Source organism: Collinsella aerofaciens, assembly GCF_019131995.1.
GTDB lineage: Bacteria > Actinomycetota > Coriobacteriia > Coriobacteriales > Coriobacteriaceae > Collinsella > Collinsella aerofaciens_S.
This window is the reverse complement of record NZ_JAHONA010000002.1, coordinates 23,713-50,452: the sequence shown is the minus strand read 5'-3', so window position 1 is coordinate 50,452 and position 26,740 is coordinate 23,713. Positions and strand designations below refer to the sequence as shown.

Sequence of the window (26,740 nt, the reverse complement as noted above, 5' to 3'; positions counted from 1 at the left end):
AAAGGGGTATATCGCAATAACCAAATAGTCCCGATTACTTCCAGAATCGGTTGATGATCTGCTCGCGACCAGCGCCAACGCCAATGAACGTCACGCGGGTGTGTGCCAGATCCTCGATAAACGCCACGTAGTCCTGCGCCTCCTGCGGCAGCTCGTCAAAGCTGCGGCAGCCGGTAATGTCGCACTTCCAGCCGGGGAGCTCCTCGTAGATGGGCTTGGCGTGCTCAAAACGAACCTGATGCTCGGGCACGCTGGTGTAACGCTCGCCGTCGACGTCGTAGGCCACGCACACCTTGATGGTGTCGAAGGCCGAAAGCACGTCGAGCTTGGTCACGGCGATGTCGGTGAGGCCGTTGACGCGCGAGGCATAGTTGGCGATAGGGCCGTCGAACCAGCCGCAGCGACGACGGCGACCGGTGGTCACGCCGTACTCATAGCCCTCCTCGGTCAGCGTGTGGCCGGCCTCGGACTCATAGGAAAGCTCGGTGGGCATGGGGCCCGAACCGACGCGGGTGATGTAGGCCTTCATGACGCCCAGCACGCGGTCGACGTTCTTCATACCCACGCCGGAGCCGGTAATGGCGCCGCCGGCGGTGCAGTTGGAAGACGTCACGTACGGATAGGTTCCGTGGTCGATGTCGAGCAGCGTCGCCTGGGCACCCTCAAACAGCAGGTTCTTGCCCTCATCGATCATGTTGTTGAGCAGCAGGCTCGTCTCGGTGATGTAGGGGCGCAGGCGCTCGGCCATGGGCAGATACTCGTCGCAAATCTGGTCCACGGTGTAGGTGGGCAGGTTGTAGATGAGCTCGAGCTCGGGGTTCACGCGGGCGAGAGCGGTCTCCAGCTTGTCGCGGAACAGCGCCTCGTCCAGCATGTCCTGCATGCGCAGACCAATGCGGGCCATCTTGTCCTGATAGCACGGACCGATGCCGCGCTTGGTGGTACCGATGTTCTTCTTGCCGAGCTTCTGCTCAAAGGCGCCATCCAGATCGATGTGGTACGGCATGATGACATGCGCATTGCCGCTAATCTTGAGGTTCTTGGTGGTGATGCCGTCGGCCTCGAACATGTCGATCTCCTCAAGGACAACCTTGGGGTTGACGACGCAGCCGTTACCGATCACCGACACGTGGTCGGAATACATGATGCCGGAGGGCACCTGGTGCAGGCCGTACTTCTTGCCGTTGACGACGATGGTGTGGCCGGCGTTGTTGCCGCCCGAGTAGCGCACGACGGCATCGAAGTCGCCGGCGACCAGGTCGCAAATCTTACCCTTGCCCTCATCGCCCCACTGGGCACCGACCAAAACGGTTGACGGCATGTTTACTCCTTACATTCATGGACTGTCTACGCGCCACGCCGGCACGCAGAAGCACAAAACATTCCCAGTATACCCGTGCAACGGGCGCCTGTCCTACTCCTCGGCATGTGCCCCATCAAGCTCATAGAACTTGGTGGATGCCGGCAGGAACATCAGGTCGACGTCGCCGATCGGGCCCGAACGGTTCTTGGCCACGACGATACGCGTAACGCCCTCGTCGGGTCGATCGTCGCGCGAGGCTTCGGCCTCGTCGGCGGAGCGGTCCAAGAACATAACGATATCGGCGTCCTGCTCGATGGAGCCCGATTCACGCAGGTCGGACAGCTGCGGGCGCTTGCCGGTACGGGACTCGACCTGACGCGACAGCTGCGACAGCGCGATCAAAGGAATCTTAAGCTCCTTGGCCATGATCTTTAAACCACGCGACATCTCGGAGACCTCGACGGTACGGCTCTCGGAGCGACGCCCCGGCGGAGGACTCACCAGCTGCAGGTAGTCCAGGATGATGATGGCCTTCTCCTTATTGTGGAGCATGCGGCGGCTCTTGGCGCGGATCTCGGTCACCGTGGTGCCGGGCGTATCGTCAATCAGGATGTCGAGCTTAGACAAGGTCTGCGTGGCCTCGTTGATATTGGCCCACTGTTCGGGACTAATGCGGCCCGTACGGAAGTCGCTGATTGAAATCATGGCGTAGGCGCAAATCAGGCGCTGGGCAATTTCCTTGCCCGACATCTCCAGCGAAAAGAAGCCGACGGTATAGCCCGCAGCGGCGGCATTCAGCGCCAAGTTCAGAGCGAACGACGTCTTACCCACGGCAGGGCGGGCGCCGATAATGATGAGCTGGCCCTCGCGGAAACCCATGAGCATGCGGTCGAGCGACGGGAAGCCGGTGGGCACGCCCGCGGCCTGTCCGCCGGCCTTACACACTTCCTCGGCCTCGTTATAGGCCTCGACCATAAACTCGGTCAGTGTCTTATAGCTCGACTTGACCTCGCGCGCCGTGACCTTGAGCAGCTTGCTCTCGGCCAGCTCCACGACCTCTTTGGTGTCGGTAGGGGCGTTATAGGCCAGGGCGTTGATCTCGTTGGTGGCACCGATCAGCTCGCGCAGCATCGAGTCGCGACGGACGATGGCGGCATGGTGCTGCCAGTTCACGAGCGACAGGGTCTGACCCATCAGCTCCAAAATGTAGGCCTCGCCGCCCACGGCATCAAGCTTGTTGATGCTGCGCAGGTAATCGATCAGCGAGATAGAGTCGATGGGAATGCGGCTGTTGTACATATCGACCATCGCGGTGTAGATGGTCTTATGAATGGGTCGGTAGAAGTCATCGGGCTGCAGCTCGACCTGGGCCTCCTCGACCACCTCGGGCGACAGCAGCATGGCGGCCAGTACATTGGCCTCTGCATCTTGGTTTTGAGGGAGACCCAACTTGGAGCCACGGTCCTCGACCGTCAGCCCCGTCTCCCTTTCGTCATATGCCATGAGCATCCTCATTCATATCGCTTGCGAGCATCCATAGTATCAGCCACAGTCCCAAAACGGGCCGCGCCCCGGCAATCATCACCGAACGAAACGGATGAACGGTCCCGTATATAGGACTTCGACGCAACGTTCACCATGACACTCACTCAGCGCAAAAAACAAAAGGGCGCCCTGGTCTCCCAGAGCGCCCTTCTTAGAACAAGATTGTTGCGTTGCAGCAAATGCTACTCGGCAGCAGCCTCAGTCTCGACCTCGGCGGTCTCGGCCTCGGCGACCTCAGCGGTCTCCTCAGCCTCAGCCTCGGCAGCGAGCTCCTCGGCGGTAACGCCAACGAGAACGACAACCTCGGCCTTGATCTCGCGGTACAGCGAGATGGCAACGGTGTGGGCGCCGGCAACCTTGATGGGCTTACCGAGCTCAACGCGCTTGCGGTCGATGTCCATACCGAGCTGAGCCTTGATGGCGTCAGCGATCATGGCGGCGGTAACGGAGCCAAAGAGGATGCCCTCGTCGCCGACCTTGACGTCAACGGTGACCGTCTTGCCCTCGAAGGCAGCCTTGGTCTCGTTGGCGGTAGCCAGACGGACGGCCTCGCGCTTGGCGATGTTGTTGCGACGCTCGTCAAGCTGCTTGAGGTTGCCCTTGGTGGCGGCAACAGCGAGCTTCTTGGGGAACAGGAAGTTCTCAGCGTAACCCTGAGCGACCTCTACGACGTCACCCTCGCCGCCCTTGCCCTTGATCTCATCGAGAAGAATAACCTTCATGATGCGTCTCCCTTCTTAGCCGCGGTCGCGGTTGCCACGAGAGGAAACCACGGGGACGGTGTACGGCAGGAGAGCCATCTCGCGGGCGCGCTTGATGGCGTTGGCGATGTCATGCTGATGCTGCGTGCAAGCGCCAGTGACGCGACGGGGCTTGATCTTGCCACGGTCGGTCATGTACTTACGGAGAAGCTGAGTGTCCTTATAGTCGATGAACTCAGTGTTCTCCTTGCAGAACTGGCAGTACTTACGACGCGGCTGACGTGCAGAAAAATCATTAGCCATGTCAAAATACCTTTCGTTTGGCAACTTCGGCGAACCGAAGCCGCCTCTCACTCAAAAATAGGTGAACAACCCTTAGAACGGGATGTCCTCATCGTAGACGTCGACCGCGGGCGGCGTAGCCACCGGTGCGGCGGGACGTGCTGCAGGCGCGGGAGCTGCGGGGGCGTAACCGCCCTGATCGTAGCCACCCTGACCACCACGGGAGCTCATAAACTCGATCTCATCGACGATGACCTCAAGCTTGCTCCGGCGCTGGCCGTCGCGCTCCCAAGAGCTGTAGCGCAGCTTGCCCTCGATCGCGACCTTGTTTCCCTTTGCCAGGAAACGGCTCACGGCCTCGGCGCGGGTGCCGAACATGGTGCAGTCGACAAAGTTGGGATAGTCCTCCCACTCGCCAGTCTGCGCGTTGCGGCGACGATCGTTCACGGCGACGCCAAAGGACAGAACCTGGGTTCCGCCGGCGGTGGCGCGCAGCTCGGGATCGCGGGTGAGGTTACCGGTGATGTTCACTCGATTGATGCTCATAACTCACTACTTCCTCTTGGGGCACAAGCCCAGTCCAAAACGACAGTCTTACTCCTGGTCGTCGCGACGGACGATCATGTGGCGGACCACAGCGTCGGTGATGCGCAGGACGCGATCAAGCTCGGCGATCTGGGTAGGATCTGCGTGGAAGTTGATGAGGGTGTAGTCACCATCGGTGAGGTCGTTGATCTCGTAGGCGAGCTTGCGCTTGCCCCACTCGTCAACGGAGTCGACCTTGCCAGCGCCCTCAGCGATCGTGGTATCGATACGCTTCATAACAGCGAGACGAGTCTCGGGGTCGAGCGACGGGTCAACAAAGAACAGCAGTTCATAAGCCTTCATATTGTCACCTCCTCTGGGCAAATGTGGCTTCAGGTCGTGAAGGTGCGCCTGAAGCAGGAAAAGACTTGGTAATAATATCTTTCAACCTCCTAGGCTGCAAGAATATGCAGCTACAACCTCATGACCTCCACATATGCCCATACTCGCACGGTGTTTCATGCGCATTCCAACCAAATGCCGACCAAATGCTTGACGGATTTGTGGACAAGATACGGTGCCGCGGGGACAAGCTGAGCCAAGCCGCAGGTCAACGGGCACAAGGCTGTGGTCGCAAAATGCATACCAGTGGCCCACAGCACCAATCAAAGATTTTTAAATTCATTGCCAAGTCGCTTATGAATACCCTTTTTGAACAATTGAGTTGATCAACCACGCTGGTCGGAAGCCGTTTTTTGGCACCTCAAACCCCACTGCAACGCCAAGTGCGGCCAAGCGTTTTAAAAAATGCTAAGTTTTCGGCTTGCACCTTGCGATTCCTCGTGTATACTAACTTTCGCATTTAACGGAGAGTTGTCCGAGTGGCCGAAGGAGCACGATTGGAAATCGTGTAGGCGTCAAAAGCGTCTCCAGGGTTCAAATCCCTGACTCTCCGCCAGTTAATTCCAAAGCAGGCCTTTGAGCCTGCTTTGTTTTTACCCCACGCGGAGGGGTGGCAGAGTGGTTGAATGCGGCGGTCTCGAAAACCGTTTGGCCTGTATAAGGTCACGAGGGTTCGAATCCCTCCTCCTCCGCCATTTTGGTTGAGAAAGCTCCCAAGAATGGGAGCTTTTTTTTATCGAAATACGTCTCGATCCCACGCTTCCCCAAACATGTACGTCAGCCTCAAAAAACGACATTTTTCGACATCTTTGGAGGCTGACGTACACGTTTGGATTGAGCTCACGGGAGCGGCGCTATTCGGAAGGTGCCTCCTCGTCTCGTATGCTTTTCCAGTTGCGGATAAGTGCCTTGCGTAGTTCGTTTTGTTTTCTCTGGTACCCGGTGTCGGTACAGCGAGGCATGCCGAGTGCTTCGCGAATGTTGTTCATGGCGCGGTGAAAGGCGAGCTGGCTGCCGAACTGAGCCGAAGTGAGCGTAACGATTCGATATCCCATTTGGGAGAGAACGGCCTCTCGCTCCGCATCTGCTCCCTTGCGCTCGAGCTCATCGTGAAAACCGCCCTTATATTCGATACCGAGCGCCCTGCGCTTATAGGTCACGAGCGCATCGATTTTGAGCGTTCGAGCTTTGGCGCAATGCCAGAGACGTTGAGGGATCTCGAGCGGTTTGTTGAGTTCGACACCTCGGATGCCAACGCCGCCTTCGCTTGTTGGGAGCGAGAGGGCGATTGCCGAAGCGGTCTCCATAGGCGAGGCCGAGCGATCGTAGATGTGCCTGAGCGCGAGCCGTGCACGTGTGGCACCGGGTTTGCCGGGGTGCCGATCGAGCAGTTCGGTTATTTCATCCTTGGAGGTGGTGGCTGGTTGCTCGGTATAAGGGTCGGCGGGATTGAGCCTCATGCGATAATCGCCGCAAACTTCATAGCCATATTCGAGATATTCGATCTTATCCATCCACTCGGCAGCGAGCACGAAGGCGAAGGCTTCGTCGGTGATGAAGATTCCGGGCGTCAACTCGTTAATATGCTCGTAGGGAAGATTTTGTCCAAGAATGTGGCAAACGACGCCTTTGGTACGAATTCGCTCAAATTCGAATACAACCGCGATATCGATAGTCTTAAGTATATCGGACGGAATGCCGCAGTCGGTAAGGGCCTGTCGTATGCGCGCAACACGTTGCTGGGTGGAGATGCCTTGTGCGCCTATCTGGTAGTCGTGCCGCGCAAGAGACTGAACCAAATTCTGGGGTGCATGATGGACAAGCCATGCGGTTTTATGCGAAATGAGAACAGGGGTATCCATTGAGGGCCTCTCGCTCTGAGCCGGTATCCAACTCTTATGTCCGTTGAAGTGGGGAAATATACCGGATGTGAGTAAATCAACTCACTCATGCTGTGAGCTCAATCCAAACATGTACGTCCTCCTCCAAAGATGTCGAAAAATGCCGTTTTTGGAGGGTGACGTACATGTTTTGGATCCCTGGCATTCCAGCAATGCCATGTCAGCATCCAGTCCCGACCGTTTGCCGAGCAATAGGATCGCAATCGGCGCCGAACATGTACTATGTACGGGCATTGTCTAAACCCACAATCCAAAGGACCCCATCTTGCCCGTCGCCGCCGCCATAACCATTACCTCACATGCCTCGGATGCCATGGTCGCTATTCCGTTTTGGCTCGAGATGTTCGCTGTTGTCGCTGCATCGATCTCGGGTGTGCTGGTTGCGCGCGAGCACAAACTCGACCTGGTGGGTGCAGTTGCGCTCGCGGTGGTCTGCGGTCTGGGCGGCGGTCTTTTGCGCGATATGACGCTGCAGGTAGGCAACGTCTACATCCTCAACCAGCCAATGGCGCTGCCGCTTTCCATTGCCACGGCAGCCATCATCTACATTTTCCCGGCAATCGTCGACAAACCCGAAAAGCTCATTCCCCTGCTCGATATCATCTCGGTGGGTATTTATGCGGCAACCGGCGCAGACAAGGCGCTGGTCTACGGCTTTGCGCCGGCGGTGTGCATCATGATGGGCTTTTTTACCGCGGTGGGCGGCGGCATGCTGCGAGATGGTTTTATGGGTGTGGTGCCGGGTATCTTCCAGCGCACCAACTTCTATGCCATCGCGGCCATCGCCGGATCGGCAAGCTATGTTTGCCTTGTCATGAGCGGCTTGGTCAGCAATGTCGTCGCACTGGTCGTTTGCGTCGTGGTGACCATGGGACTACGCTGGCTGTCGCTGCGCTTTGATATCAAAAGCCCCACCGAGGATGACATCGCACGCTTTTTGCATCGCAAAAAGTAGGTAGCGCGGGCTCATCCTTCGAAATGCAACCGAGAGGTTCTTTTAGAGCGCCCACGCGTTGGGTACCCTGTTAGGTATATGCCGAGTATCTAACGAAGGATTCACTATGCCCTGCAATCAACTCCCGTTGACCCAGCGCCGTAAAGCATGGGGCCGCATCACCATCCTATTCGCGCTCATCGCGCTGGCGATCACCGTGCTTCCCACGGCGTCGTTCGCCGGCACGGACACCGCAGGAAACGTACTTGCGACCGACAATGACGCCAATCCGTCCGGCGTCGAAGGTGACCTGTACTGGGCAGGTCAGGCCCTCAACTTGGATGATGTGTCCATCGGCCGCGATATCATCGCCGCGGGCGATACCCTCTCGATCCGTGACTGCACAGTGGGCGGCGCCGTCCGTCTGGCGGCACGCACCATCGACATTGCCAAGACCACGGTTGATGGCAGCGTGACCGTCGCTGGCCAGCATGTCGTGCTCAATTCCGACAGCACCGCCAACTGTTTCTACGCGATAGGCGAGACGGTTGCCCTGCGAGGCTCCACCAAGTCGGCAGCGCTTGCGGGCGACACGGTGACCATCGATGGCACCGTCAAGGGCGATGTCGAGGTTTGGGCCGACAAGCTCATCCTGGGCAAGAACGCCCACATCACCGGCACCGTGAACGCGCACGTCTCCGAGGACCCCGAGCGCGCCGCGGGAGCCGAGGTCGGTGCGCTCAAGATCGACCGCACCGAGAACGAGGATACTTCCACCGTTAACGATGTCATCGGCGGTATCGTCGCCGCGGCACTCTCGACCTGCTTTGTCGCTCTGCTGCTCGAGCTCATCTTTCCGCGCGCGACCGCCAGCGCCGCCGGCATGCTCCACCAGCGCTCCATGCCCCTGTGGGTGAGCGGTCTTCTGGGCACGATTGCTATCGTCCCCGCCGTCCTACTGCTGATTATCTCTATCGCTGGTCTGTCGCTTGCCGGAACCCTCTTGTGCGGCGTTATCGGCATCGCGTTGATGTCGAGTGCCTTTGCGGGGTGCGCGATCGCCCGCATGGTTGGACACAACCAAAACCGCTACGCCATGGCAGCCGTGGGCGGCGTAATCGCAGGCGCCCTCACGGGGCTTCCCCTCGTAGGTGACTTCATCAGCGGCGTGGCCTTTGTCTTTATGCTCGGTTACATCATCCAAATCATCTGGCGCAACGCCCGCGTCAAGCCGCAGCAGCCGGCTAACACGCCAGGACTCCCCACCGCTTAGCCGCCAACCACCACAAAGGGACCAGGCACCTTTGTGGTGGTGCAGACCAGCTCAGTCCCTATGCACAAAAAGGGCGCCGACCATTACGGTCGACGCCCTTTCTTGTTAGACGCTATAAAGTCCAGCGCTTATTTGTTGACCTGGCCGGCGCGGACGGCGGCCTTCTTGCGGTCGGTGGCGTTGAGCAGGCGCTTGCGCAGGCGGATGTTCTTGGGGGTAATCTCAACCAGCTCGTCGTCGGCGATGTACTCCAGCGCCTCCTCCAGCGAGAAGGTGCGGGGCGGCACCAGCTGAACGGAGATATCGGAGGTCGAGGAACGCTGGTTGCCCAGGTTCTTGGTACGGGCGATGTTGACGACCATGTCGCCAGCCTTGCTGCGCTCGCCCACGATCATGCCCTCGTAGCACTCGGTGCCCGGCTCAACAAAAAGCTGGCCGCGCTCCTGCAGCGTACCCAGAGCATAGGCAACGGCCTTCTCGGTGGTCATGGAGATCATTGCGCCGTTCTGACGGTTGCCGATCTCGCCGGCGTAGGGACCGTACTCCAGGAAGGTGTGGTAGAACACGCCCTCGCCGTGGGTGACGTTCATGATGCGGTTCTTAAGGCCCATGATGCCGCGGGTCGGGATCTTAAACTCGAGGTGCGTCACGATACCCGAGGTATCCATGCTCGTCATGATGCCACCGGAGGTACCGAAGACCTCAACGACCTTGCCCGAGTACTCGTCCGGGCACTCAACGACGGCCTGCTCGACAGGCTCCATCTTGTTGCCGTTCTCGTCCTTCTTAAACAGAACGCGGGGACGGCCGACCTGGAACTCAAAGCCCTCGCGGCGCATGGACTCCATCAGGACGGACAGGTGCAGGATGCCGCGGCCAGAGACCTCGACGCCGCTCTTGTCCTCGAGCTCCTCGATCTTCATGGTCACGTTGTTCTCGGCCTCGTTGAACAGGCGCTCCTTGAGCTGACGGGCACCCACGATGTCGCCGTCACGGCCGACGAGCGGAGAGGTCGAAGCCTCAAAGACGATGGACAGGGTCGGCGGGTCGATCTCGATGGGCTCGAGTTCAACGGGGTTCTCGGGGTCGGTGTAGACATCGCCGATATCGGTGCGATCGATGCCCACGACGGCGGCGATGTCACCGGCGCCGACTTCCTGGCACTCGGTGCGGCCCAGGTAGTCGAAGGTAAAGAGCTGCTTGACGGTAGCGGTGGCGCTGGAACCGTCATTCTTGACAACCTGGATCTGGTCGCCCTGGTGGATGGTGCCGGAGTACACGCGACCGATGCCGATACGGCCAACGAAGTTGGAGTGGTCGATGGTCACGCACTGCATGGCCAGCGGGGCGTTCTCGTCAACCTCGGGCGCGGGCATGTCGTCGATGATCATATCGAGCAGCGGATACATGTCCATGTTGCCGTCGTTGGGGTCAAGGCGGGCAAAGCCATTCATGGCGCTGGCGTAGACCACGTGCTCCATGGCGAACTCAAGCTGGTCGTCGGTAGCGCCCAGGTCGGCCATAAGGTCGAGGCAGTCGTTGTAGGCCTTCTCGGGGTTGGCACCCGGACGGTCGATCTTGTTGATGACGATCATGATCTTAAGACCGGTGTCGATAGCGTGACGCAGCACGAAGCGGGTCTGGGGCATGGGGCCCTCAAAAGCGTCGACCAGCAGCAGGGCGCCGTCGGCCATACGCAGCACGCGCTCGACCTCGCCGCCAAAGTCGGCGTGGCCCGGGGTGTCGATGACGTTGATCTTGACGTCCTTGTACTCGATAGAGATGTTCTTGGCGAGAATCGTAATGCCGCGCTCGCGCTCCTGGTCGTTGGAATCCAGGACGCGGTCCTCGACCTGCTGGTTGGCACGGAAGGCGTCCGTGGCACGCAGGAGCTTGTCGACCATCGTCGTCTTGCCGTGGTCGACGTGAGCGATGATGGCGATGTTCCTCAGATTGTCTACGCGCATGTAGTTCCCCTATCTTCTATCTATATACAACCGGCACGCGTATGCGGCCCGCCCAGCGATACAACGCTCAGCGGGAATATTGAGCCTTTTACCGAAAACTCGTTTATTTTAGCGATTTTAGATGAGAGGGGTTTCCTCACCTGCAGGTTCAGGGTCGCTCCACATAAAACCATCGCCGGCGCCCATGCCCTCATACAGCACGTATGCCGAAAAACCACTCTCGAGCGTGGTTTCGAAGAAGCTCACGAGCAGAGCATCGTGATAGCCGCCGTCAATCTCGACGCAGCCGGTGTAGCCGATGGCATAGCGAGCGATACGGCCCAGGCCCTCGTCCTTAAGACCCATCTTGTGCTCGGAGATAAAGTTGGTGGCCGCCTCGAGGCACGCCTCTTCGCCATCCTCATCGAGCGCCGCCAGATAACGGTTGGAAGCGGCGTCCTCAATTGCCACGACCACGCCAGGGTTTTCACCGGCGGCAAGGTCGTCCAAGAACGCGCCGATCAGATCGCACACCATGGCGTCGAGCTCGGCGGAGACGTTACCGGCGTCCTGCATATCCTGTGCCATCTTTAGACCTTCCCATCGAGTCTGGCGTCGTTACAGTTCTTGTGCCTCGGCGGCGATCCTGGCGGCAGCGTCGCGGGCGCGCATCATGTCCGCTGCGCGCTTGTCGAGCACCTTGATCTGACTGGTCAGCATTACCGCATCGACCACACCCCAGATCACAAGGCCCGTAGAGATCGAAAACCCAAGCGCACCAACTGTACCACGAAGGCGCGAGCAGATTGCCGCGACAAGGACGGAGACGACAACCATCTTGATAAACGAGCCGCGGCGCTCGCGAAGCGTGCAGGCCTGCGTCACATAGGCAATGCGAGCCGCCTCAGAAGCCTCCGAGCGCATCTGGGCCTCGCGGGCAATGGCCGCCGCCTCAGCCGACATACCGCCGGCCATCAGCGAACGCTCCACATCCTGGCCGCCCCGCATTTAGAAGTCATCGGGGGAGAGTGTGTGGACGAACTCGTCGAACTTCTCGAACTCCTGCTCGTCGTCAACTTCCTCGGCATGGGCAAAAACGGTGCCCAGGCGATTCATGATGTCGTCCTCCACAAACATGGGGGCATTGCTGCGCACGGCAAGGGCAATGGCATCACTGGGGCGGGCGTCAATCTTGAGCTCGTCACCATCGGCCAGCACGACGATCGTCGCGTAGAACACCGGCGGCTCGGCGCGAACGATCTCGATGCGCTCGAGCTTGGCGCCCAGGGCGCTAACAGTATCGAGCAGCAGGTCATGGGTAATCGGGCGCTCGGCGCGGCCGCTATCGATGCCGCGGCTAATGGCAGCAGCTTCAAACGAACCAGTCTGAATGGAAAGGGAACGCAACGGCGCGGGCGAGTCCGACTTGCTGCAGCGCTCACGAAGCACAATAAGCGATGGCACGGGACCGGCGGCCATGACGATGGTCTCTATGTCGACACGAACCATGGAACACCTCCGGTACGTAGCGGTTAACACGCGGCAGCCCGCCGCATTGAATAGCTATACTACCCAATCTTTCGCACAGCACACAAAACCAAAATGAGATTTATCGCAGACAAGAAAAAAGCCCCGAGGCAACGCCCCAGGGCTCTTCACAGTTTTGATGGTGGACCTGACAAGATTCGAACTTGTGACCTCCCGGTTATCAGCCGGACGCTCTAACCAACTGAGCTACAGGTCCATCATGGTGGAGGTTAGGGGGATCGAACCCCTGACCTCAGGCTTGCAAAGCCCGCGCTCTCCCAGCTGAGCTAAACCCCCACGGAGACAGTAATAAACACCCCAGCGGCGACTCGGCTCTCGCTGGGGTGTTTATTGCGAAAGAAAGTGGTGGACCTGACAAGATTCGAACTTGTGACCTCCCGGTTATCAGCCGGACGCTCTAACCAACTGAGCTACAGGTCCATCGCGCAAGGGATATATTAGACGAGTCGTTACGCGCGCGTCAACAACTTTTTTGAAAATCTTTGAAGTGTGTTCGCCCCGGTCGCACGGCGGCATGTGAAGTCGCCTGCTCGGACAGTCCTGACTCGCACAGAGAGCACATTAAGTGCTCTCTGGCTCGTGCGGAACTCGCGATCGACTTCACATGCCGCCGTGCGACCGGGGCGAACGCGAGTCCCAAGGTTTTCGAAAAAGCGGTCGGCGCGCAGTGCGCCGACCGCCGATATATGGGGTCTGATTTTCTACCAGCTAGGGCCTCTTACTCGTCTAGGAGATCTTCTGGCATTTCGTTGTCGTCGCCTAGATCAACAGGGGCTTCTTCGGGGGCAGAGCCGTCTTCTGCACCTTCGCCTTCGGGCTTTTCCTTGGCTGCCGTCATGCGGGCGACAGCGCATACGCGGTCGTTGTCGTCGACGGTCATCATCTTGACGCCCTGGGTGGCGCGGCCGGTCTGGCTGATCTCGTCGGTCTTGACGCGAATGACCGTCGCGCCTTCCGTCACGATGAACAGCTCGTGCTGCGGACCCACCGTCTTCATGGCCGCGAGGTTGCCCTTACGCTCGGTCATCTGGATGGTGTAGACGCCCTGACCGCCGCGATTCTGCTCCGGGTAATCCGCAACCGGCGTGCGCTTGCCGTAGCCGCGCTCGGTGATGACGAACAGGTCACCGTTGCCGTTGGTAACCTCCATACCCAAAACGCTCACGCCGTCTTTCATGCCGATGCCACGAACGCCACTGGTGTCGCGTCCCGTGGCGCGAACCTGGTCCTCGGGGAACACGATCGCCTTGCCCGCAGTGGTGGCCAGGATGATCTTGTCGCCCTCGCGCACACGGCGCACGGCGAGCAGCGCGTCGTCGTCTCTCAGGTTGATGGCGATCAGGCCATCACGGCGGCTGCGGTCGTAAGCGCTCATCACGGTCTTCTTGACCATGCCGCTCTTGGTGGCAAACATCAGGTACTCGTCGGCGGGGAACTCGCGGCAGCTGATGACGCTCGCGATCTTCTCGCCTTCCTCAAAGGGCAGCAGGTTGACGATCGCCGTGCCGCGCGCCTGGCGCGTACCGACCGGCAGCTCGTGCACCTTCAGGCGGTAGACCTTGCCCTTGCTCGAGAAGAACAGCACGTACTCGTGCGTGGACGCGATAAACATCTCGTCGATGACGTCGTCCTCTTTAAGGTTGACGCCCGACACGCCCTTGCCGCCGCGCTTCTGGGCGCGGTAGGCGGCCACCGGGATGCGCTTCACGTAGCCGGTGTGGGTAATGGTCACGACCATGTCCTCGTCGGCGATGAGGTCCTCGACATCCAAGTCCTTCTCGACATGGCTGATCTCAGTGCGGCGTTTGTCGCCGAACTTCTTCGAGATCTCGCGCATCTCCTCCTTGATGACGCCCAGGATCTTCTCCTCGTGCGCCAGCAGGTCCTCGTAGTAGGCGATGGCGCGGCGCAGACCGTCCAGCTCTTCTTGGATCTTGTCGCGCTCCAGGCCGGTCAGGCGACGCAGCTTCATCTCGAGGATGGCCGTGGTCTGCTCGGGCGTAAAGCCAAAGCGCTCGATCAGGCGGCTGCTTGCCTCGGAGTCGGTCTGCGAGGAGCGGATAATGCTGATGACCTCGTCGATATGGTCGAGAGCCATCAAGTAGCCCTCGAGGATATGGGCGCGCGCCTGGGCCTTTTTGAGGTCAAAGCGGGTGCGGCGGGTGACGACGTCGACCTGGTGGTCGATGTAGTGCTGCAGCATCTCGCGCAGGCTCAGACATTTGGGGACGCCGTTGACAAGCGCCAGGTTGTTGGCGCCAAAGGTCGTCTGCAGCGAGGTGTACTTATACAAGTTGTTGAGCACGACCTGCGGAATGACACCCTTCTTGAGCTCGATGACCAGACGGATGCCCTTCTGGTTGGACTCGTCGCGCATGTCCGAGATACCCTCGATGCGCTTGTCGTTTACGAGCTGGGCGATCTTCTCCTGCAGGGTGCCCTTGTTGACCATGTAAGGGATCTCGGTAAAGACCAGGCGGCTGCGGCCGGTCTTGGTGGATTCCACGTGGGCCTTGGCGCGCACGGTAATGGAGCCGCGACCGGTCTCGTAGCTCTGCCTAATGCCGGCGCTGCCCATGATGATGGCACCGGTGGGGAAGTCCGGACCGGGCATGATCTGCATAAGCTCGTCGACGGTGGCGTCGGGATTGTCGATCAGGTAGCAAGTGGCCTCGATCGCCTCGGTGAGGTTGTGCGGGGCGATATTGGTGGCCATGCCGACGGCGATACCCTGGCTACCGTTGACCAGCAGGTTGGGGAAGCGTGCGGGCAATGCCACGGGCTCGGCGAGCGACTCGTCGTAGTTGGGCTGCCAGTCGACGGTGTCCTTTTGCAGGTCGCGCAGCAGCTCCATGGCGGGCTTTGCCAGGCGGCTCTCGGTATAACGCATGGCCGCCGCGCCGTCGCCATCGATGTTACCGAAGTTACCGTGGCCGTCGATGAGCGGCGTGCGCATGGAGAACCACTGCGCCAGACGAACCATGGCCTCGTAGACCGCGAAGTCACCGTGCGGATGGTACTTGCCGATAACCTCGCCGACCGTCCAGGCCGACTTCTTATGCGGGCGGTTGGGGTAGATGCCGCTCTCGTTCATGGCGTACAGGATGCGGCGGTGCACCGGCTTTAGGCCGTCGCGCACGTCCGGCAGGGCGCGCGCCGTGATGACCGACATCGAGTACTCGATGAACGACTGCTTCATCTCGCGGCCGAACTCCGAAATCTGGAGCTGACCGCCGTTGATGTCCTCGCCGGCCGAAGCGCCACGATCGACCGCGCCGAAGCTCTCCTCGAGCTCGGCGTCGTCGTCCTCATCATCTTCATCCTCGGCGTCGGGGTTATAGGAATCCGAATCGCCGTCCTCGCCCTGCTCAGCGCGGGCGAGCAGGCGCTTCAGATCATCGGGCATACCGGCGTCGCCGGCCTCATCCATACCCTCGTTGTTGTTGATATCGTCTGCCACGTTACCTCCTCATGGTTTGCGTGGTCCATTAGTTCCCTACCACGGAGACGGCTTTTCCAGGTGCCGCAGATTCGCCCGAAAGAGGAGGGAAGCGTACTTGGGTACGCGACCGACGATTGAGGGCGAAGGTGCGGTGGCTGGGAAAGCCGCAGGGATTAGGCATCCAAGAATCGTGCATCATGCGCATGCTTTTCAATGTACTCGCGGCGATAGCCGACCTCGGAACCCATGAGCTCGCGCACGGCGCGGTCCGCCACCACGGCGTCCTCGATCGACACGCGCTGCAGGATACGGGTCTTGGGGTCCATCGTCGTCGAGGCAAGCTGCTTGGGGTCCATCTCGCCCAGGCCCTTGTAGCGCTGGACGGTATAGCCTTTGCGCTTCTTGGTAATCTTGCCGTCCTTGGCCTTGCCGTCCTCGTCGTTGTCGTCGGGGTTCAGGCCCAGGCTCTGAATGGTGTCGCGCAAAATCTCGTCTTCGGGCTGGCGGCCGTTGGGATACACGTAATGGATCTTGTTGCGCACCTTAATGCCAAAGATAGGCGGGCAGGCAACATAGACATAGCCGGCATCGATCAGCGGGCGCATGTACTTGTAGAAGAACGTCAGCAGCAGGATGCGGATATGCGCGCCGTCAACGTCTGCATCGGTCATGATGATGATCTTGTGGTAGCGCGCCTTGCTGATATCGAAGTCGCCGCCGTCGCCGGCGCTCGTCGTGACGCCGCAACCGATCGCGGTGATCAGCGACTGGATGGTGTCGCTCGAGAACGCGCGGTGGTCGCCTACGCGCTCGACGTTCAGAATCTTGCCGCGCAGGGGCAGAATCGCCTGGATGTCTCGGCGACGGCCGTCCTTGGCCGAACCGCCTGCCGAGTCGCCCTCTACGATAAAGAGCTCGGTCAGCTCGGCATCGCGCACCGAGCAGTCGGCGAGCTTGCCGGGCAGCGACGCCGTCTCGAGCAGGCTCTTGCGGCGGGTCGCCTCGCGCGCCTTGCGGGCGGCGTTGCGGGCCTTGCAGGCCTGCTGGGCCTTCTTGACGATCTCGCGGGCGGGCTTGGGGTGCTCCTCCAGATAATCGGTCAGCCCATCGGTCACGATCTTGAGCGTGAGCGCGCGCATGTAGGAGCTGCCGAGCTTTGCCTTGGTCTGACCCTCAAACTGCGGGTCGGGCAGCTTGACCGAGATGACGGCCGAAAGGCCCTCGCGCACGTCGTCGCCGCTCAGGTTGGCGTCTTTCTCCTTGAGCAGGTTCTGCTTGCGGGCGTAATCGTTGATCACGCGGGTGAGGGCGGTGCGGAAGCCCTCGAGATGCATGCCGCCCTCGGGGGTGTAGATGTCGTTGGCAAACGACATGACGTTCTCGCCATAGCCGGCATTCCACTGCAGGGACACCTCGACCTCGCCCATCTTGGTCACGGGCGCATCCGGGTCCGATTTACCCTCGATGTAGATGGGCTCCTTAAAGGCCTCGGGGACATCTTTGCCGTCGTTGAGGAACTTAACGAAGTCGATGATACCGCCCTCGTAGCAAAACTCCTCCACGTGGGGAGTCGCCTCGCGCTCGTCGGTCAGCACAATCTTTAGATTCTTATTGAGGAATGCCGTCTCTTGCAGACGGTTGTGCAGCGTATCGAAATCGTAGACACAGGTCTCGAAGATCTCGTCGTCGGGCCAGAAGTTGACGGTGGTGCCCGTCGAATCCGAGGTGCCCACGACCTCCATCTTCTTGACGGTCTTGCCGCGCGAGAACTCCATCTCGTAGACGCTGCCATCACGGCGCACCTGCACGACCACGCGCTTGGACAGCGCGTTGACGACGGAGATGCCCACGCCATGCAGGCCGCCCGAGACCTTGTAGGCCGAGTTATCGAACTTACCGCCGGCGTGCAGGATCGTCATAACGACCTCGAGCGTCGGGATCTTTTTGATGGGATGCTCGTCGACGGGGATACCTCGCCCGTTGTCGACGACCGTGATGGAGTTGTCGGCGTGGACCGTCACCTGAATCTCGGTGCAGAAACCGGCCATGGCCTCGTCAACGGAGTTGTCAACGATCTCCCACACCAGGTGATGCAGGCCGCTGGCGCTCGTCGAGCCGATGTACATGCCCGGGCGCTTACGAACGGCCTCGAGACCTTCGAGAATCTTAATCTCGCCGCCATCGTAATCGTTTTCGTTTGCCACACGTCCTCCTTCAGCTAAGAAAATGTGTACAGCCTTACTAGTTTATCGTAAAAAAATACCCTCGGGAGCGAGGGTATTTGGCTCTACAAGGCCACCAGATGCGATTTAAGGCTCTTTTTTGCTTTGCACGCCCTTGGCCCACTCGGCACTGGCTCTCATGGCATTCTCGAGGGCCTCGCGCAGTTTTTGATCTTCGATGGGTGCCACTTGGCGCTCGATCTCGCCGCGTTCGTCTTCACTGAGATCGGCGTGCGGAGCCGGCGGGCGCTCGGTCACGGCTGGGCGCAGGCGCCCCTTGGCAGCCGGCGGCGTGTGACCGGGCGCAGTCGTTTTGAACACCAGGCCGTCCACATGCGCGCCGGCCCGCTCCATGCGTGCCCGGATGATCTCGCGCAGCAGCGTCATCTCCTGCGTCCACGAGGGCGAATCGAGATACACCAGCAGCTCATTGGACTCGGGCAGGTAGCGCAGGCCCGTCACATGGCGTCCCTCGCGCGTGCCCGAGCACACCGCATTCCAGGCACGATAGACCGCGCGCGACTCCTCGGCAGCCTCCATTTGCGCGCGGCGCTCGGGTGTCGCGGCGGCCAGGATGCGCTGACGCTCGGCATCCAAAAAGCCGCCAAAGGCAACCGTTCCGTTCTCGCGCTCGTAATTAACACGTCTCACCCATGCTCACCACCTTGGCTCGATCAAGCAGGTCATCGGTAAAATACCCCAGATTGGTGGTGGTTATGACAGTCTGGATATCATCACCGATCAGCTGCAGAAAAGCGCCTCGGCGCCCGGCATCGAGCTCGCTCATCACGTCGTCCAAAAGCAGCAGCGGCGCGGTGCCCAGGATATCGCGCGCCACGGCCACTTCTGCCACCTTCCAGGCAAGCACCAGCGTTCGCTGCTGGCCCTGGCTGGCAAATGAACGGGCCGATCGGCCCGCGACGGAAAACTCAATCTCGTCGCGATGCGGACCCACGAGCGTCACGCCGCGGCGCATCTCCTCATCGGCACGCTCATCGAGGGCCGCGAGCATATGCTCGTACGCCCAGTCCTTAAGTTCCTCGCGACCTTCGGTTTGAGGTAAATCCCCCAGCGTGGACACATAGGACACGCCTGCGTCCTCACCGGACGCCACCTGCCCGTACGCGGCGCGCACATGGCCCGCCAGTCGGTCGAGCAGGGCCAAACGATGCACGAGCAGGGCTGACCCAGCGCGGGCGATGGAGTCATTCCACGCACCGAGCATCTCACGGCAGCACCAGGTCTCCTTGAGCAGGGCATTGCGCTGCGTCACGCAACGCCCGTAGGTGCTCGCCAGGTCGGCGTAACGGGCGCTCAGTTGCACGCCAAAGTCGTCGAGGGCGGCGCGGCGCACGCTGGCGCCGCGTTTGACCATATCCAGATGATCGGGGCAAAACAGCACGCTCGGCAAAACCCCACGTACGCCGGCGGCCGAGCATCTCTTGCCGTTGCGGCTAAACGAGCGCTTGCCGTCCTCAACGCCCAGCCCCATATCGAGCACGCGGCCATCGCCCTCGAGCCTCAACTCGAGCCTGCACGAGCCCACGCCGTCGTGCACGAGCTCGGTAGCGGTGGGATGCCTAAACGAGGCGCCGCTCGTCAAAAGCTGCAGCGCCTCTATAAGGTTGGTCTTTCCCGCCGCGTTGGGCCCCGCGAGCACCGTCACGCCCTCGTCCAGGTCAAGACGGTAACTATCGAAACTGCGGTAGCGCGCGACGGAAAGGCTGCGGGCAAACATGGTCATGGCGCAGCGCTAGATGCGAACCGGCATGACCAGGTACAGGTAGTTGATCTTGTCGTAGGACTTAAAGATGCCCGCCTGCGAGTAGCTCTTGAGCTCCAGCGTGATCTCCTTCTCCTTGGACAGGGCATTGAGGCAGCCGAAGATGTAGTGGTAGTTGAAGGCGATGGTGCCCGACTCGCCCTCGGCCTCGACATCGATCGTCTCCTGCGCAAGGTCCTGGTCATTGGAGATGGAGGACAGGCCCATCTGCCCGTTCTCGACATCGATCTCGAACTTGACGGCGGGGTTGGCGCTCGCGATAACGGCCACGCGCTTGAGGGCGGCGTTAAAGGCGGCGACGTCGATCTTGACGCTCGTCACGCACGAATCGGGGATGAGCTGCTTGTAGTTGGGGTACACGCCCTCGATGCGGCGCGACACGTAGGTGGTGTTGCCGGCCTCGAAGACGACCTGGGTGTCGGTAGCCCCGATCATGATGGTCGCCTGGCTGGCCATGATGTTCAGTGCGTCGTTAAAGGCGTCAGCCGGAACGTTGAGCTCAAAGGAGCCTTCGAGGGTCGAGGTCTCTACCTGCGTATCGCACACGGCCAAACGGAAGGAATCGGTCGCCACCAGGCGCACGGTGTTGTTCTCGACCTTCATGTGCACGCCTCCCAGGATAGGGCGGGCCTTATCGGTCGAGGTGACGCGCCACACGCGGCCGACCATCTCGGACAAGATATCGGTCGGCAGTTCCACGGCGCTCTCGATGGCATAGGCCGGAAACTCGGGGAAGTCATTGGCATCGAGCGTGTTCAGCCTAAAAGAGCTCTTCTCGCAACCAATCAGCACCTGGCGCTCGGACAGCTCAAAGGTGACCGGGGCATCGGGGAGGGTCTTGGTGATATTGGAGAGCATCTTACAGGGGATAACCATCTCGCCCTCTTCTTCGACATGCGCCGCGATGCGATGACGGATCGAGATGGTGTAGTTAGAGGTCTGGAATTCCAAGATGCCGTCTTGGGCTTTGACGAGCACGCCCGACAGGATGGGAAGGGTGGATGCCGAAGCGACACCCTTCATAACGACGCCGATGGCTTGTGTAAGCGAGCTCTGGCTGACGGTGAACTTCATCTTTTAATACCTTTCTATAGATATAAATATCTTAATAATAGTAATAGCACTGACGAAACTGTTGATTACTCCCAAAGACGCAGGTCAGACCCAGAAAGAGAATCGACAGCAACCTGTGTGCAACAGGGGTGGTTTTCCACGTTCAAAACCTGCGCAAAACTTTTCATCACCGCGGGTTGGGTTTTAGACACCTTATGCCCGTGGTTTCGACAAGTTTTCAACAGGTGTCTCTATTTCCCTACGAGCGCAGTGTAATTTTATCGCGCAGCGACTTGAGGTCTTCGGTGACGGTGCGGTCTTCCTGGATCATCTTCTGGACCTTTTTGTAACTCGTGCTGACGGTCGAGTGGTTGCGGTTGCCAAATTCGGCGCCCACCGCCGTGGTCGTCATCTCGCACATCTCGATGGCCAGATAGATGGCAATATGGCGTGCTTTGGCGATATTGGCGTTGCGACGCGGGCCGATGAGCTCCTCGTGCGTCACGCCGTACTGCTCTTCGATGACGGACTGAACCGTCTGGACGTTGATCTTTTTGGCCGATGTGTCGAAGTACTGGCTGGCGATGGCGTCGATATCGTCAAAGGTGAGCTCCCCGCCCTCGCCCTCGCGCTCGCGGTCGCCCGCCTCGCCGGCGCAACGCTCGCAAAAGCTCTCGAGCTCGCGGATGTTGGTGCCCGAGACCTCGGCCATGTGTTTAAAGTGCTCGTCGGTCAGGTGCCCGCCGTCGCCCCCATAGGCCGCCAGCAGCGAGTCGTCGCCTGCCTCGGGAGCGGCGACGATGGTGTTCTCGTAATAGCGCTGCAAGATCTTGTATTTCATCTCGTAGCTGGGCTCTGCGACCAGGCAGAGCATGCCGGCGTTGAAGCGGCTGGTCAGACGCTCGTCCATGCTCAGGTCCTTGGGGGCGCGGTCTGCCGCGATGACGACCTTCTTGTTGTTGCGGATGAACTCGTCCATGAGCTGGAAAAAGTAGTCCACGCTCGCGCGCTTGCCGATGATGTTTTGGATGTCATCGATGATGAGCACGTCCACGCCGTGGTATGCCTGCATGATAGGGGCGTTGCTCTTCTTTTGGCGGTCGAACTCGGTCATCAGGTCGTCCAGATATGCCTGGGAGTTGGCATACTTGACCTTGATCTCGGGCGACTTCTCGGCGAGCTCGTTTTTGATGGCAAGCAGCAGGTGCGTCTTGCCCAGGCCCGATTTGCCGTAGATGAACAGTGATGTGCATGTGCCGCGCTCGTCCGCGAGGGCGGCAAACTTGAGTGCCGAGCGATAGGCATGGCTGTTCTCTGGGCCGTAGACAAAGTTCTCAAAGGTAAATTTTGAGTTCGCGGCGAGCGGGGCTCCGTCCGTATTCTGCTCGGCCGGCACGGTCGGTGCTGACATGGGTGAAGCGGGGGTCGCAGCTTGCGTGGGTTTAGTCGGCGCTCCGCCCTTCATCTGGTTCATCATGCGACGAAAATCATCGGCCGAGAGCGTGTTCTTGATTGCAATGCCCGAATCAGCGCCCGCCGCTGCGTCGTGAGCGATGGGCATGTGCGTGACGGGTGCGTTCGTTGACGTCGCCGCCGCGGTCGGCAATGGTGCCATGGTTTCACGGGAAACATCACCGTGCTGGTGCTCGATTGTCGGCGCGTCGCCTGCGGAGGCCGGCACCGCCGGGGAAGCAGCGGGAGCCGTGGCGGGCGCCGTCGCGGCAGCGGATTCCGTCGCGGCGCCTTGCGGTGCCACGATGTCGAGCGCAATCGGTGCAAAGGCGATTTCTTCCAGATAGGCCTCAATAGTCGGCTGATGCTTTTTGAGCTGCGCGATGGCAAAGCGCGAGGGCGCCTCGATCGTGAGCGTATCTTCGGTCAGGCTTATGGCGCGCGATTGCCCCAGCATGTTGATGAGGCGTGCATCTTGGCCGTCGCGCTGGCAAAAGGCGATGGCATCCCCCAGGATGATGCTTGCTTCCTCGTCCACTGTCTCTCCCGTTCTTTAGCTCTGAGCTCGCACGCGAGCGGCGCCGAGTTCGGTCAGATGGTATTTCTGGCCATGCTTGATGGCCAAGCCAGCCTGCGCCAAGTCATTGAGCGTGCGTGACCAAGTGGGGGCCGAGTTTCCAAACGCCCTCGCAAGATCGGTTGCGCCGCACGCTTGATTTTGCGCCAGATAGCCCAGCGCGGCGTTGCCGCGATCGCTTACGAACACGTCCGGTTGTGGCTGTGCATACTGATTTACTGCATTAGGATACATCATTTGAGCTGCTGGTTGTTGAGAACTCTGCGTCGGCGGCATTTGCTGTTGAAAACTTTGAGGCCACTGTTGGTAAGGCTGCGGAGGCGTCTGCTGGGCCCAGGGGTTGTACTGCTGCTGCGGCATCTGCTGGTACGGCTGCTGATATCCCTGCTGGTACTGCTGCGGGAACTGCTGGCCATACCCCAGTGGCGGCATCTGCTGATATGGATATCCCTGTTGGTACGGCTGATAGCCCATTTGCTGGCCACCCGGCGCCCCCGTCGCCTGCTGCATTGCTGCTGCATCCTGATCAGCCAGCGGCATGGCCTCTGGCATGTTTGGCGGCATCGACATAGATGCCGCCTGGGGTTCTTGTGTGGGAAGCATTCCGGGCTGCTGCATCTGTGCCACGGGGGGCTGCACCTGCTGCGTTGCCATGGGCTGCTGCGCAAAAGCTCCCGGCAGGGGATATGTGGGCTGTTCCGTCTCGGGCCGCACGGCAGCGCCGCGTCCGCCGGCACGCTCGATTTCCTGCACGCGTTTAGGGTTCAGGCTTACCGTAACCACGGTGCCGTTGCCCATGTTGTCCTCGATGGATACGGCACCGCCGGCGTTTTCCAAATACTCCTGCACCATGGGAAACCCTGCTCCGGTTCCACGGATATAGCGCTTCATCTTGCTGTTTGCGCTGGTAACGCCAAAGTCGAAAGCACGTTCCTTGTCGTCGATGCCGGGTCCTTGGTCAGCAAAGCGGATGGTGTCTCCGCCGTCCAGAATTGAGATGATGGGCTCGGCAAAGTGTGCGTGGATAAAGTTTTCGACAATCTCGCGGATGACCATGAGCGAGATGTGGCCACCTTGTTCTTTCATGCACTGGTAGACGGTGTTGGTCGTCTCTTCCAAATACGTGCGGACATCTTGCGGATCAATGACGATCACCCGCGGTGTCGACAGCATGTCGTCATAGACGGCGATGCGCGCGGCGTACATGGCTTTTGGCGCCTGCGTGGTCGTCTGCTCGCCTTCCGCACGCTCTTCGCGCACGCCGGTGATGTGCTCGTTGTCGGGTGCCGGGTCTCCGGAATCGACCATGGTGTAAAAGTCGTCAGACATGCCGCTCGCAATCTTTCAAAAGGTTTCGAACAAATAGTAGCTCACCGTGCAACGTTTCTCATCTTTCGACAACTTTTCAAAACTTGTTGAAAACTTTGGAAAACTGGCGAAAGGTTCTCAACATTGCCAACATGACCTGTTGAAAACTCGATGAAATATCGTGAAAGGTTGCCATGAGGCGCAAATTTCGGTTGTGCTTATGGGGGAACCGTGTGAACTGCGCAACCTTTTACCTTTGATTTCTTGACATTTGAACATTGATTTCCCTACAATCTTCAAGCTCACGTGTCTATATCTGCGTCCGCGTCCCCGCGGACACTCGAAATGCAGCAGGAGGAACTTAAGATGAAGCGTACGTATCAGCCTAATAAGCGTAAGCGTGCCAAGACCCATGGCTTCCGTGCCCGTATGGCCACTAAGGGTGGTCGTGCCGTGCTCGCCCGTCGTCGTGCCAAGGGCCGCAAGCGTCTCACTGTCTAGCAGCGATACACACATCTCGCATGAAGACTATTAAGTCTCGGCAAGATTTCGAGCATGTGTTCAGTCAGGGGCGTCGTTTCAATCACCCTCTGATTCGAATGACCATATGTGAATCGGTTGGCGAAGGCGACTCCGGAAGGGTCGCCTTCGTTGGTGCTAAGCGACTCGGTTGTGCCGTCGTGCGCAACCGATCTAAGCGTGTGATGCGCGAGGCCGCCCGCAGCTGCGGATTTCCCGTTGCGGGTTATGACATCATCTTGTTTGCAACTCCCAAGACGAGGGTTTCCTCGCCGCAGGAGATGGACAAGGCGTTGCGTTCGCTTATGAAGCGCGCCGGCGTTGCCGGGGAGGAGCGATGAGCAATCACGTTTTGCGACGTGTTGCCATCGCTCCTATTCGCATATATCAACAGGTTATTTCGCCCTTATTGCCTGACGCCTGCATTTATTACCCAACGTGCTCGCAATACGCCGTCCAGGCGATTGAGAAGCACGGTGTTTTGAGAGGCTGCTGGCTTGCCGTGAGGCGCATCGCTCGCTGCAATCCCCTGCACGTCGGCGGTTATGACCCTGTGCCCTAGCGGGCACTCGCTATCGGAGGAAAACTTACATGTGGGATTGGATCGTTAACATCCTTTTCGAGCTGCTCAAGCTCATCCAGACCTTTGCGGTCGACTGGGGCCTGTCCATCATCATCCTGGTGGTCATCATCCGTCTGCTGCTGACGCCGCTCATGCTCAAGTCGACCAAGTCGACGGCTCGCATGCAGGTGCTGCAGCCCAAGATGCTCGAGATCCAGGAGCGCTATGCCGACGATCCCCAGCGTCAGGCCGAGGAGATGCAGAAGTTCTACAGCGAGAACAAGTTCAACCCCATGGCTGGCTGTCTGCCGCTGCTGATTCAGATGCCTATCCTGTTCGCCCTGTTTACATTGCTGCGCAACCTGCCGCAGTACTTTAACGACGGCACGTTCTCGTTCTTCAACATCCTGCCCGACCTGACCACCACGCCGAGCGCTTCCTTTGCCGATGGCTTTATGGTTGCACTGCCTGCGCTGGTTTGCCTGATCCTGTTCGCCGTCCTGACCCTGATTCCGCAGCTCTATATGTCGCGCAACCAGACCGGCCAGCAGGCTCAGAGCATGCGTATGATGGCCGTTGTCATGACGGTCATGATGCTTTGGATGGGCTGGAGCCTTCCCGTTGGTGTTCTGCTGTACTACGACGTCTCGTCTGCTTGGCAGGTTATCCAGCAGATTTTTGTGACGCAGAAGGTCATCGACAAGGCGAAGGCCGATGAGGAGGAGCGTCTTAAGAACGCTCCGCTGCAGGTTGAGGTCACTCGTCGAGAGAAGAAGCCGCGCCCGCACAAGAAGAAGTAACGGGATATCAATCTTATTTAGGTACCTAACTTTTGGAGTACGTTATGTCTGAAGAGATCATCGAGGATATGCTTGAGGAGGTTGCCCCGCAGGTCGCGGGCGATTATCCCGAGATTGCACAGCGCTACAAGGCTGGTGAAGAGCTGACCGATGAGGAGCTCGACACCATTGCCGATGTTGCGATTTCCATCCTGCGTTCCATCCTTTCGCACTTCGATGCCGCCAACTCTCCTATCGATGAGTATGAGGGCGACGAGGGTGAGCTGATTTTGGATGTAACGGCTCCCGACCTTGCTGTTCTCATTGGACGTCATGGTCGCACCCTTGATGCCCTTCAGGTTATGTTCTCTTTGCTGGTGAGCCGCAAACTTGGCTTTAGGTATCCGGTTGTAGTGGACGTAGAGGGATACAAGAGTCGCCGTCAGGACAAGGTTGCTTCCATGGCTCAGTCTGCTGCCGAGCGTGCCATCCGCACTCATAAGAGTGTTTCGCTTCCGCCCATGAATGCCTACGAGCGTCGACTGGTTCACATTGCACTTCGTGGCAATGATGCCGTCGATACTCATTCTGAGGGTTCTGACCCTGATCGCCATGTGGTGATTGTTGCTCGATAATCTTCTCGAGCTTATGCTAAGGGGACGTGGTTTCCACGTCCCCTTTTT

Annotated in this window: 25 protein-coding genes and 5 tRNA genes; 9 read left to right on the top strand and 21 right to left on the bottom strand. The window is 59.5% G+C overall.

Translation table 11 applies throughout. The features are described from left to right. Nucleotides 1–34: 34 nt before the first annotated feature. The 6 genes from KSY82_RS00865 to rpsF all read right to left on the bottom strand — a co-directional run bounded on the left by KSY82_RS00865 (nucleotide 35) and on the right by rpsF (nucleotide 4,719). Nucleotides 35–1,321, bottom strand: a complete 1,287-nt coding sequence (locus KSY82_RS00865) for an adenylosuccinate synthase (RefSeq protein ID WP_161160904.1) — start codon at nucleotides 1,319–1,321, stop codon at nucleotides 35–37. Between the two features lie 93 nt (nucleotides 1,322–1,414). Next, a complete protein-coding gene (gene dnaB, locus KSY82_RS00860) occupies nucleotides 1,415–2,812 on the bottom strand; it encodes a replicative DNA helicase (RefSeq protein WP_217749935.1) in 1,398 nt (465 codons plus the stop codon). Nucleotides 2,813–3,030: 218 nt separating this feature from the next. Next, entirely contained in the window at nucleotides 3,031–3,570 is a 540-nt protein-coding gene (gene rplI / locus KSY82_RS00855) for a 50S ribosomal protein L9 (RefSeq protein ID WP_215673713.1), read from the bottom strand. A gap of 15 nt (nucleotides 3,571–3,585) precedes the next feature. Then, complete coding sequence (gene rpsR, locus KSY82_RS00850; RefSeq protein WP_006235829.1) at nucleotides 3,586–3,852, bottom strand: 30S ribosomal protein S18; 267 nt, start codon at nucleotides 3,850–3,852, stop codon at nucleotides 3,586–3,588. A 72-nt stretch (nucleotides 3,853–3,924) separates the two neighbouring features. Further along, entirely contained in the window at nucleotides 3,925–4,377 is a 453-nt protein-coding gene (locus tag KSY82_RS00845) for a single-stranded DNA-binding protein (protein WP_006235830.1), read from the bottom strand. 48 nt (nucleotides 4,378–4,425) lie between these two features. Then, the gene (gene rpsF, locus KSY82_RS00840) at nucleotides 4,426–4,719 is read right to left on the bottom strand and encodes a 30S ribosomal protein S6 (RefSeq protein ID WP_006235831.1); all 294 of its coding nucleotides are present in this window, start codon (nucleotides 4,717–4,719) and stop codon (nucleotides 4,426–4,428) included. Nucleotides 4,720–5,223: 504 nt separating this feature from the next. On the opposite strand from rpsF, the gene KSY82_RS00835 reads away from it, so the two are divergent. Beyond that, nucleotides 5,224–5,314, top strand: a tRNA-Ser gene (locus KSY82_RS00835). Nucleotides 5,315–5,362: 48 nt separating this feature from the next. Continuing rightward, nucleotides 5,363–5,453: transfer RNA gene (locus KSY82_RS00830), tRNA-Ser, on the top strand. A 159-nt stretch (nucleotides 5,454–5,612) separates the two neighbouring features. On the opposite strand, the gene KSY82_RS00825 is transcribed toward KSY82_RS00830, so the two are convergent. Beyond that, complete coding sequence (locus KSY82_RS00825) at nucleotides 5,613–6,620, bottom strand: putative endonuclease domain-containing protein (RefSeq protein WP_217749878.1); 1,008 nt, start codon at nucleotides 6,618–6,620, stop codon at nucleotides 5,613–5,615. Between the two features lie 304 nt (nucleotides 6,621–6,924). On the opposite strand from KSY82_RS00825, the gene KSY82_RS00820 reads away from it, so the two are divergent. Beyond that, nucleotides 6,925–7,614, top strand: a complete 690-nt coding sequence (locus tag KSY82_RS00820) for a trimeric intracellular cation channel family protein (protein ID WP_254881646.1) — start codon at nucleotides 6,925–6,927, stop codon at nucleotides 7,612–7,614. A gap of 106 nt (nucleotides 7,615–7,720) precedes the next feature. Continuing rightward, nucleotides 7,721–8,866 carry a bactofilin family protein gene (locus KSY82_RS00815; protein ID WP_138113613.1) on the top strand — a complete coding sequence of 382 codons (1,146 nt, stop codon included), beginning with the start codon at nucleotides 7,721–7,723 and terminating at the stop codon, nucleotides 8,864–8,866. A gap of 128 nt (nucleotides 8,867–8,994) precedes the next feature. On the opposite strand, the gene typA is transcribed toward KSY82_RS00815, so the two are convergent. The 14 genes from typA to KSY82_RS00745 all read right to left on the bottom strand — a co-directional run bounded on the left by typA (nucleotide 8,995) and on the right by KSY82_RS00745 (nucleotide 24,218). Next, nucleotides 8,995–10,833: a translational GTPase TypA gene (typA, locus tag KSY82_RS00810; RefSeq protein WP_217749877.1), complete on the bottom strand. Its 1,839-nt coding sequence runs from the start codon at nucleotides 10,831–10,833 to the stop codon at nucleotides 8,995–8,997. A 117-nt stretch (nucleotides 10,834–10,950) separates the two neighbouring features. Continuing rightward, nucleotides 10,951–11,400: a hypothetical protein gene (locus KSY82_RS00805; RefSeq protein WP_089572580.1), complete on the bottom strand. Its 450-nt coding sequence runs from the start codon at nucleotides 11,398–11,400 to the stop codon at nucleotides 10,951–10,953. A 30-nt stretch (nucleotides 11,401–11,430) separates the two neighbouring features. Beyond that, nucleotides 11,431–11,802 carry a hypothetical protein gene (locus KSY82_RS00800; RefSeq protein WP_217749876.1) on the bottom strand — a complete coding sequence of 124 codons (372 nt, stop codon included), beginning with the start codon at nucleotides 11,800–11,802 and terminating at the stop codon, nucleotides 11,431–11,433. An 18-nt stretch (nucleotides 11,803–11,820) separates the two neighbouring features. Then, on the bottom strand, nucleotides 11,821–12,321 hold the full coding sequence (locus KSY82_RS00795; protein ID WP_217749875.1) for a bifunctional nuclease family protein: 501 nt from the start codon (nucleotides 12,319–12,321) through the stop codon (nucleotides 11,821–11,823). 158 nt (nucleotides 12,322–12,479) lie between these two features. Beyond that, nucleotides 12,480–12,556 (bottom strand) — tRNA-Ile (locus KSY82_RS00790). A gap of 4 nt (nucleotides 12,557–12,560) precedes the next feature. Next, nucleotides 12,561–12,636: transfer RNA gene (locus tag KSY82_RS00785), tRNA-Ala, on the bottom strand. A 67-nt stretch (nucleotides 12,637–12,703) separates the two neighbouring features. Continuing rightward, nucleotides 12,704–12,780, bottom strand: a tRNA-Ile gene (locus KSY82_RS00780). Nucleotides 12,781–13,078: 298 nt separating this feature from the next. Continuing rightward, the gene (gyrA, locus tag KSY82_RS00775; protein WP_217749934.1) at nucleotides 13,079–15,790 is read right to left on the bottom strand and encodes a DNA gyrase subunit A; all 2,712 of its coding nucleotides are present in this window, start codon (nucleotides 15,788–15,790) and stop codon (nucleotides 13,079–13,081) included. A gap of 185 nt (nucleotides 15,791–15,975) precedes the next feature. Continuing rightward, nucleotides 15,976–18,006: a DNA topoisomerase (ATP-hydrolyzing) subunit B gene (gyrB, locus tag KSY82_RS00770; RefSeq protein WP_217749874.1), complete on the bottom strand. Its 2,031-nt coding sequence runs from the start codon at nucleotides 18,004–18,006 to the stop codon at nucleotides 15,976–15,978. Between the two features lie 105 nt (nucleotides 18,007–18,111). Beyond that, nucleotides 18,112–18,675, bottom strand: a complete 564-nt coding sequence (locus KSY82_RS00765) for a DciA family protein (protein WP_368042016.1) — start codon at nucleotides 18,673–18,675, stop codon at nucleotides 18,112–18,114. After that, nucleotides 18,662–19,768: a DNA replication/repair protein RecF gene (recF, locus tag KSY82_RS00760; protein ID WP_217749873.1), complete on the bottom strand. Its 1,107-nt coding sequence runs from the start codon at nucleotides 19,766–19,768 to the stop codon at nucleotides 18,662–18,664. Before recF ends, KSY82_RS00765 begins: the two co-directional genes overlap by 14 nt. Before the next feature lie 9 nt (nucleotides 19,769–19,777). Continuing rightward, nucleotides 19,778–20,881, bottom strand: coding sequence for a DNA polymerase III subunit beta (gene dnaN / locus KSY82_RS00755; RefSeq protein ID WP_022094338.1), 1,104 nt, complete (start codon nucleotides 20,879–20,881; stop codon nucleotides 19,778–19,780). A 238-nt stretch (nucleotides 20,882–21,119) separates the two neighbouring features. Next, nucleotides 21,120–22,850: a DnaA ATPase domain-containing protein gene (locus tag KSY82_RS00750; RefSeq protein ID WP_368042015.1), complete on the bottom strand. Its 1,731-nt coding sequence runs from the start codon at nucleotides 22,848–22,850 to the stop codon at nucleotides 21,120–21,122. Nucleotides 22,851–22,865: 15 nt separating this feature from the next. Beyond that, complete coding sequence (locus KSY82_RS00745; RefSeq protein ID WP_195444045.1) at nucleotides 22,866–24,218, bottom strand: ATP-binding protein; 1,353 nt, start codon at nucleotides 24,216–24,218, stop codon at nucleotides 22,866–22,868. 345 nt (nucleotides 24,219–24,563) lie between these two features. Between KSY82_RS00745 and rpmH the strand changes: the two genes are divergently transcribed. Genes rpmH through KSY82_RS00720 form a run of 5 tightly spaced genes read left to right on the top strand, consistent with a single transcriptional unit; the run spans nucleotide 24,564 to nucleotide 26,692 of the window. After that, nucleotides 24,564–24,698 (top strand): 50S ribosomal protein L34, encoded by a 135-nt coding sequence (gene rpmH / locus KSY82_RS00740; RefSeq protein ID WP_019127408.1) that lies wholly within the window; start codon nucleotides 24,564–24,566, stop codon nucleotides 24,696–24,698. A 20-nt stretch (nucleotides 24,699–24,718) separates the two neighbouring features. Further along, the gene (gene rnpA, locus KSY82_RS00735) at nucleotides 24,719–25,057 is read left to right on the top strand and encodes a ribonuclease P protein component (RefSeq protein ID WP_006236191.1); all 339 of its coding nucleotides are present in this window, start codon (nucleotides 24,719–24,721) and stop codon (nucleotides 25,055–25,057) included. Then, nucleotides 25,054–25,278: a membrane protein insertion efficiency factor YidD gene (yidD, locus tag KSY82_RS00730; RefSeq protein ID WP_082421942.1), complete on the top strand. Its 225-nt coding sequence runs from the start codon at nucleotides 25,054–25,056 to the stop codon at nucleotides 25,276–25,278. The genes rnpA and yidD overlap by 4 nt, the downstream gene beginning before the upstream one ends. A gap of 29 nt (nucleotides 25,279–25,307) precedes the next feature. Beyond that, nucleotides 25,308–26,078 (top strand): YidC/Oxa1 family membrane protein insertase, encoded by a 771-nt coding sequence (locus KSY82_RS00725; protein WP_006236192.1) that lies wholly within the window; start codon nucleotides 25,308–25,310, stop codon nucleotides 26,076–26,078. A 44-nt stretch (nucleotides 26,079–26,122) separates the two neighbouring features. Then, the gene (locus KSY82_RS00720; protein WP_022093802.1) at nucleotides 26,123–26,692 is read left to right on the top strand and encodes a Jag family protein; all 570 of its coding nucleotides are present in this window, start codon (nucleotides 26,123–26,125) and stop codon (nucleotides 26,690–26,692) included. The last annotated feature ends 48 nt before the right edge of the window (nucleotides 26,693–26,740 follow it).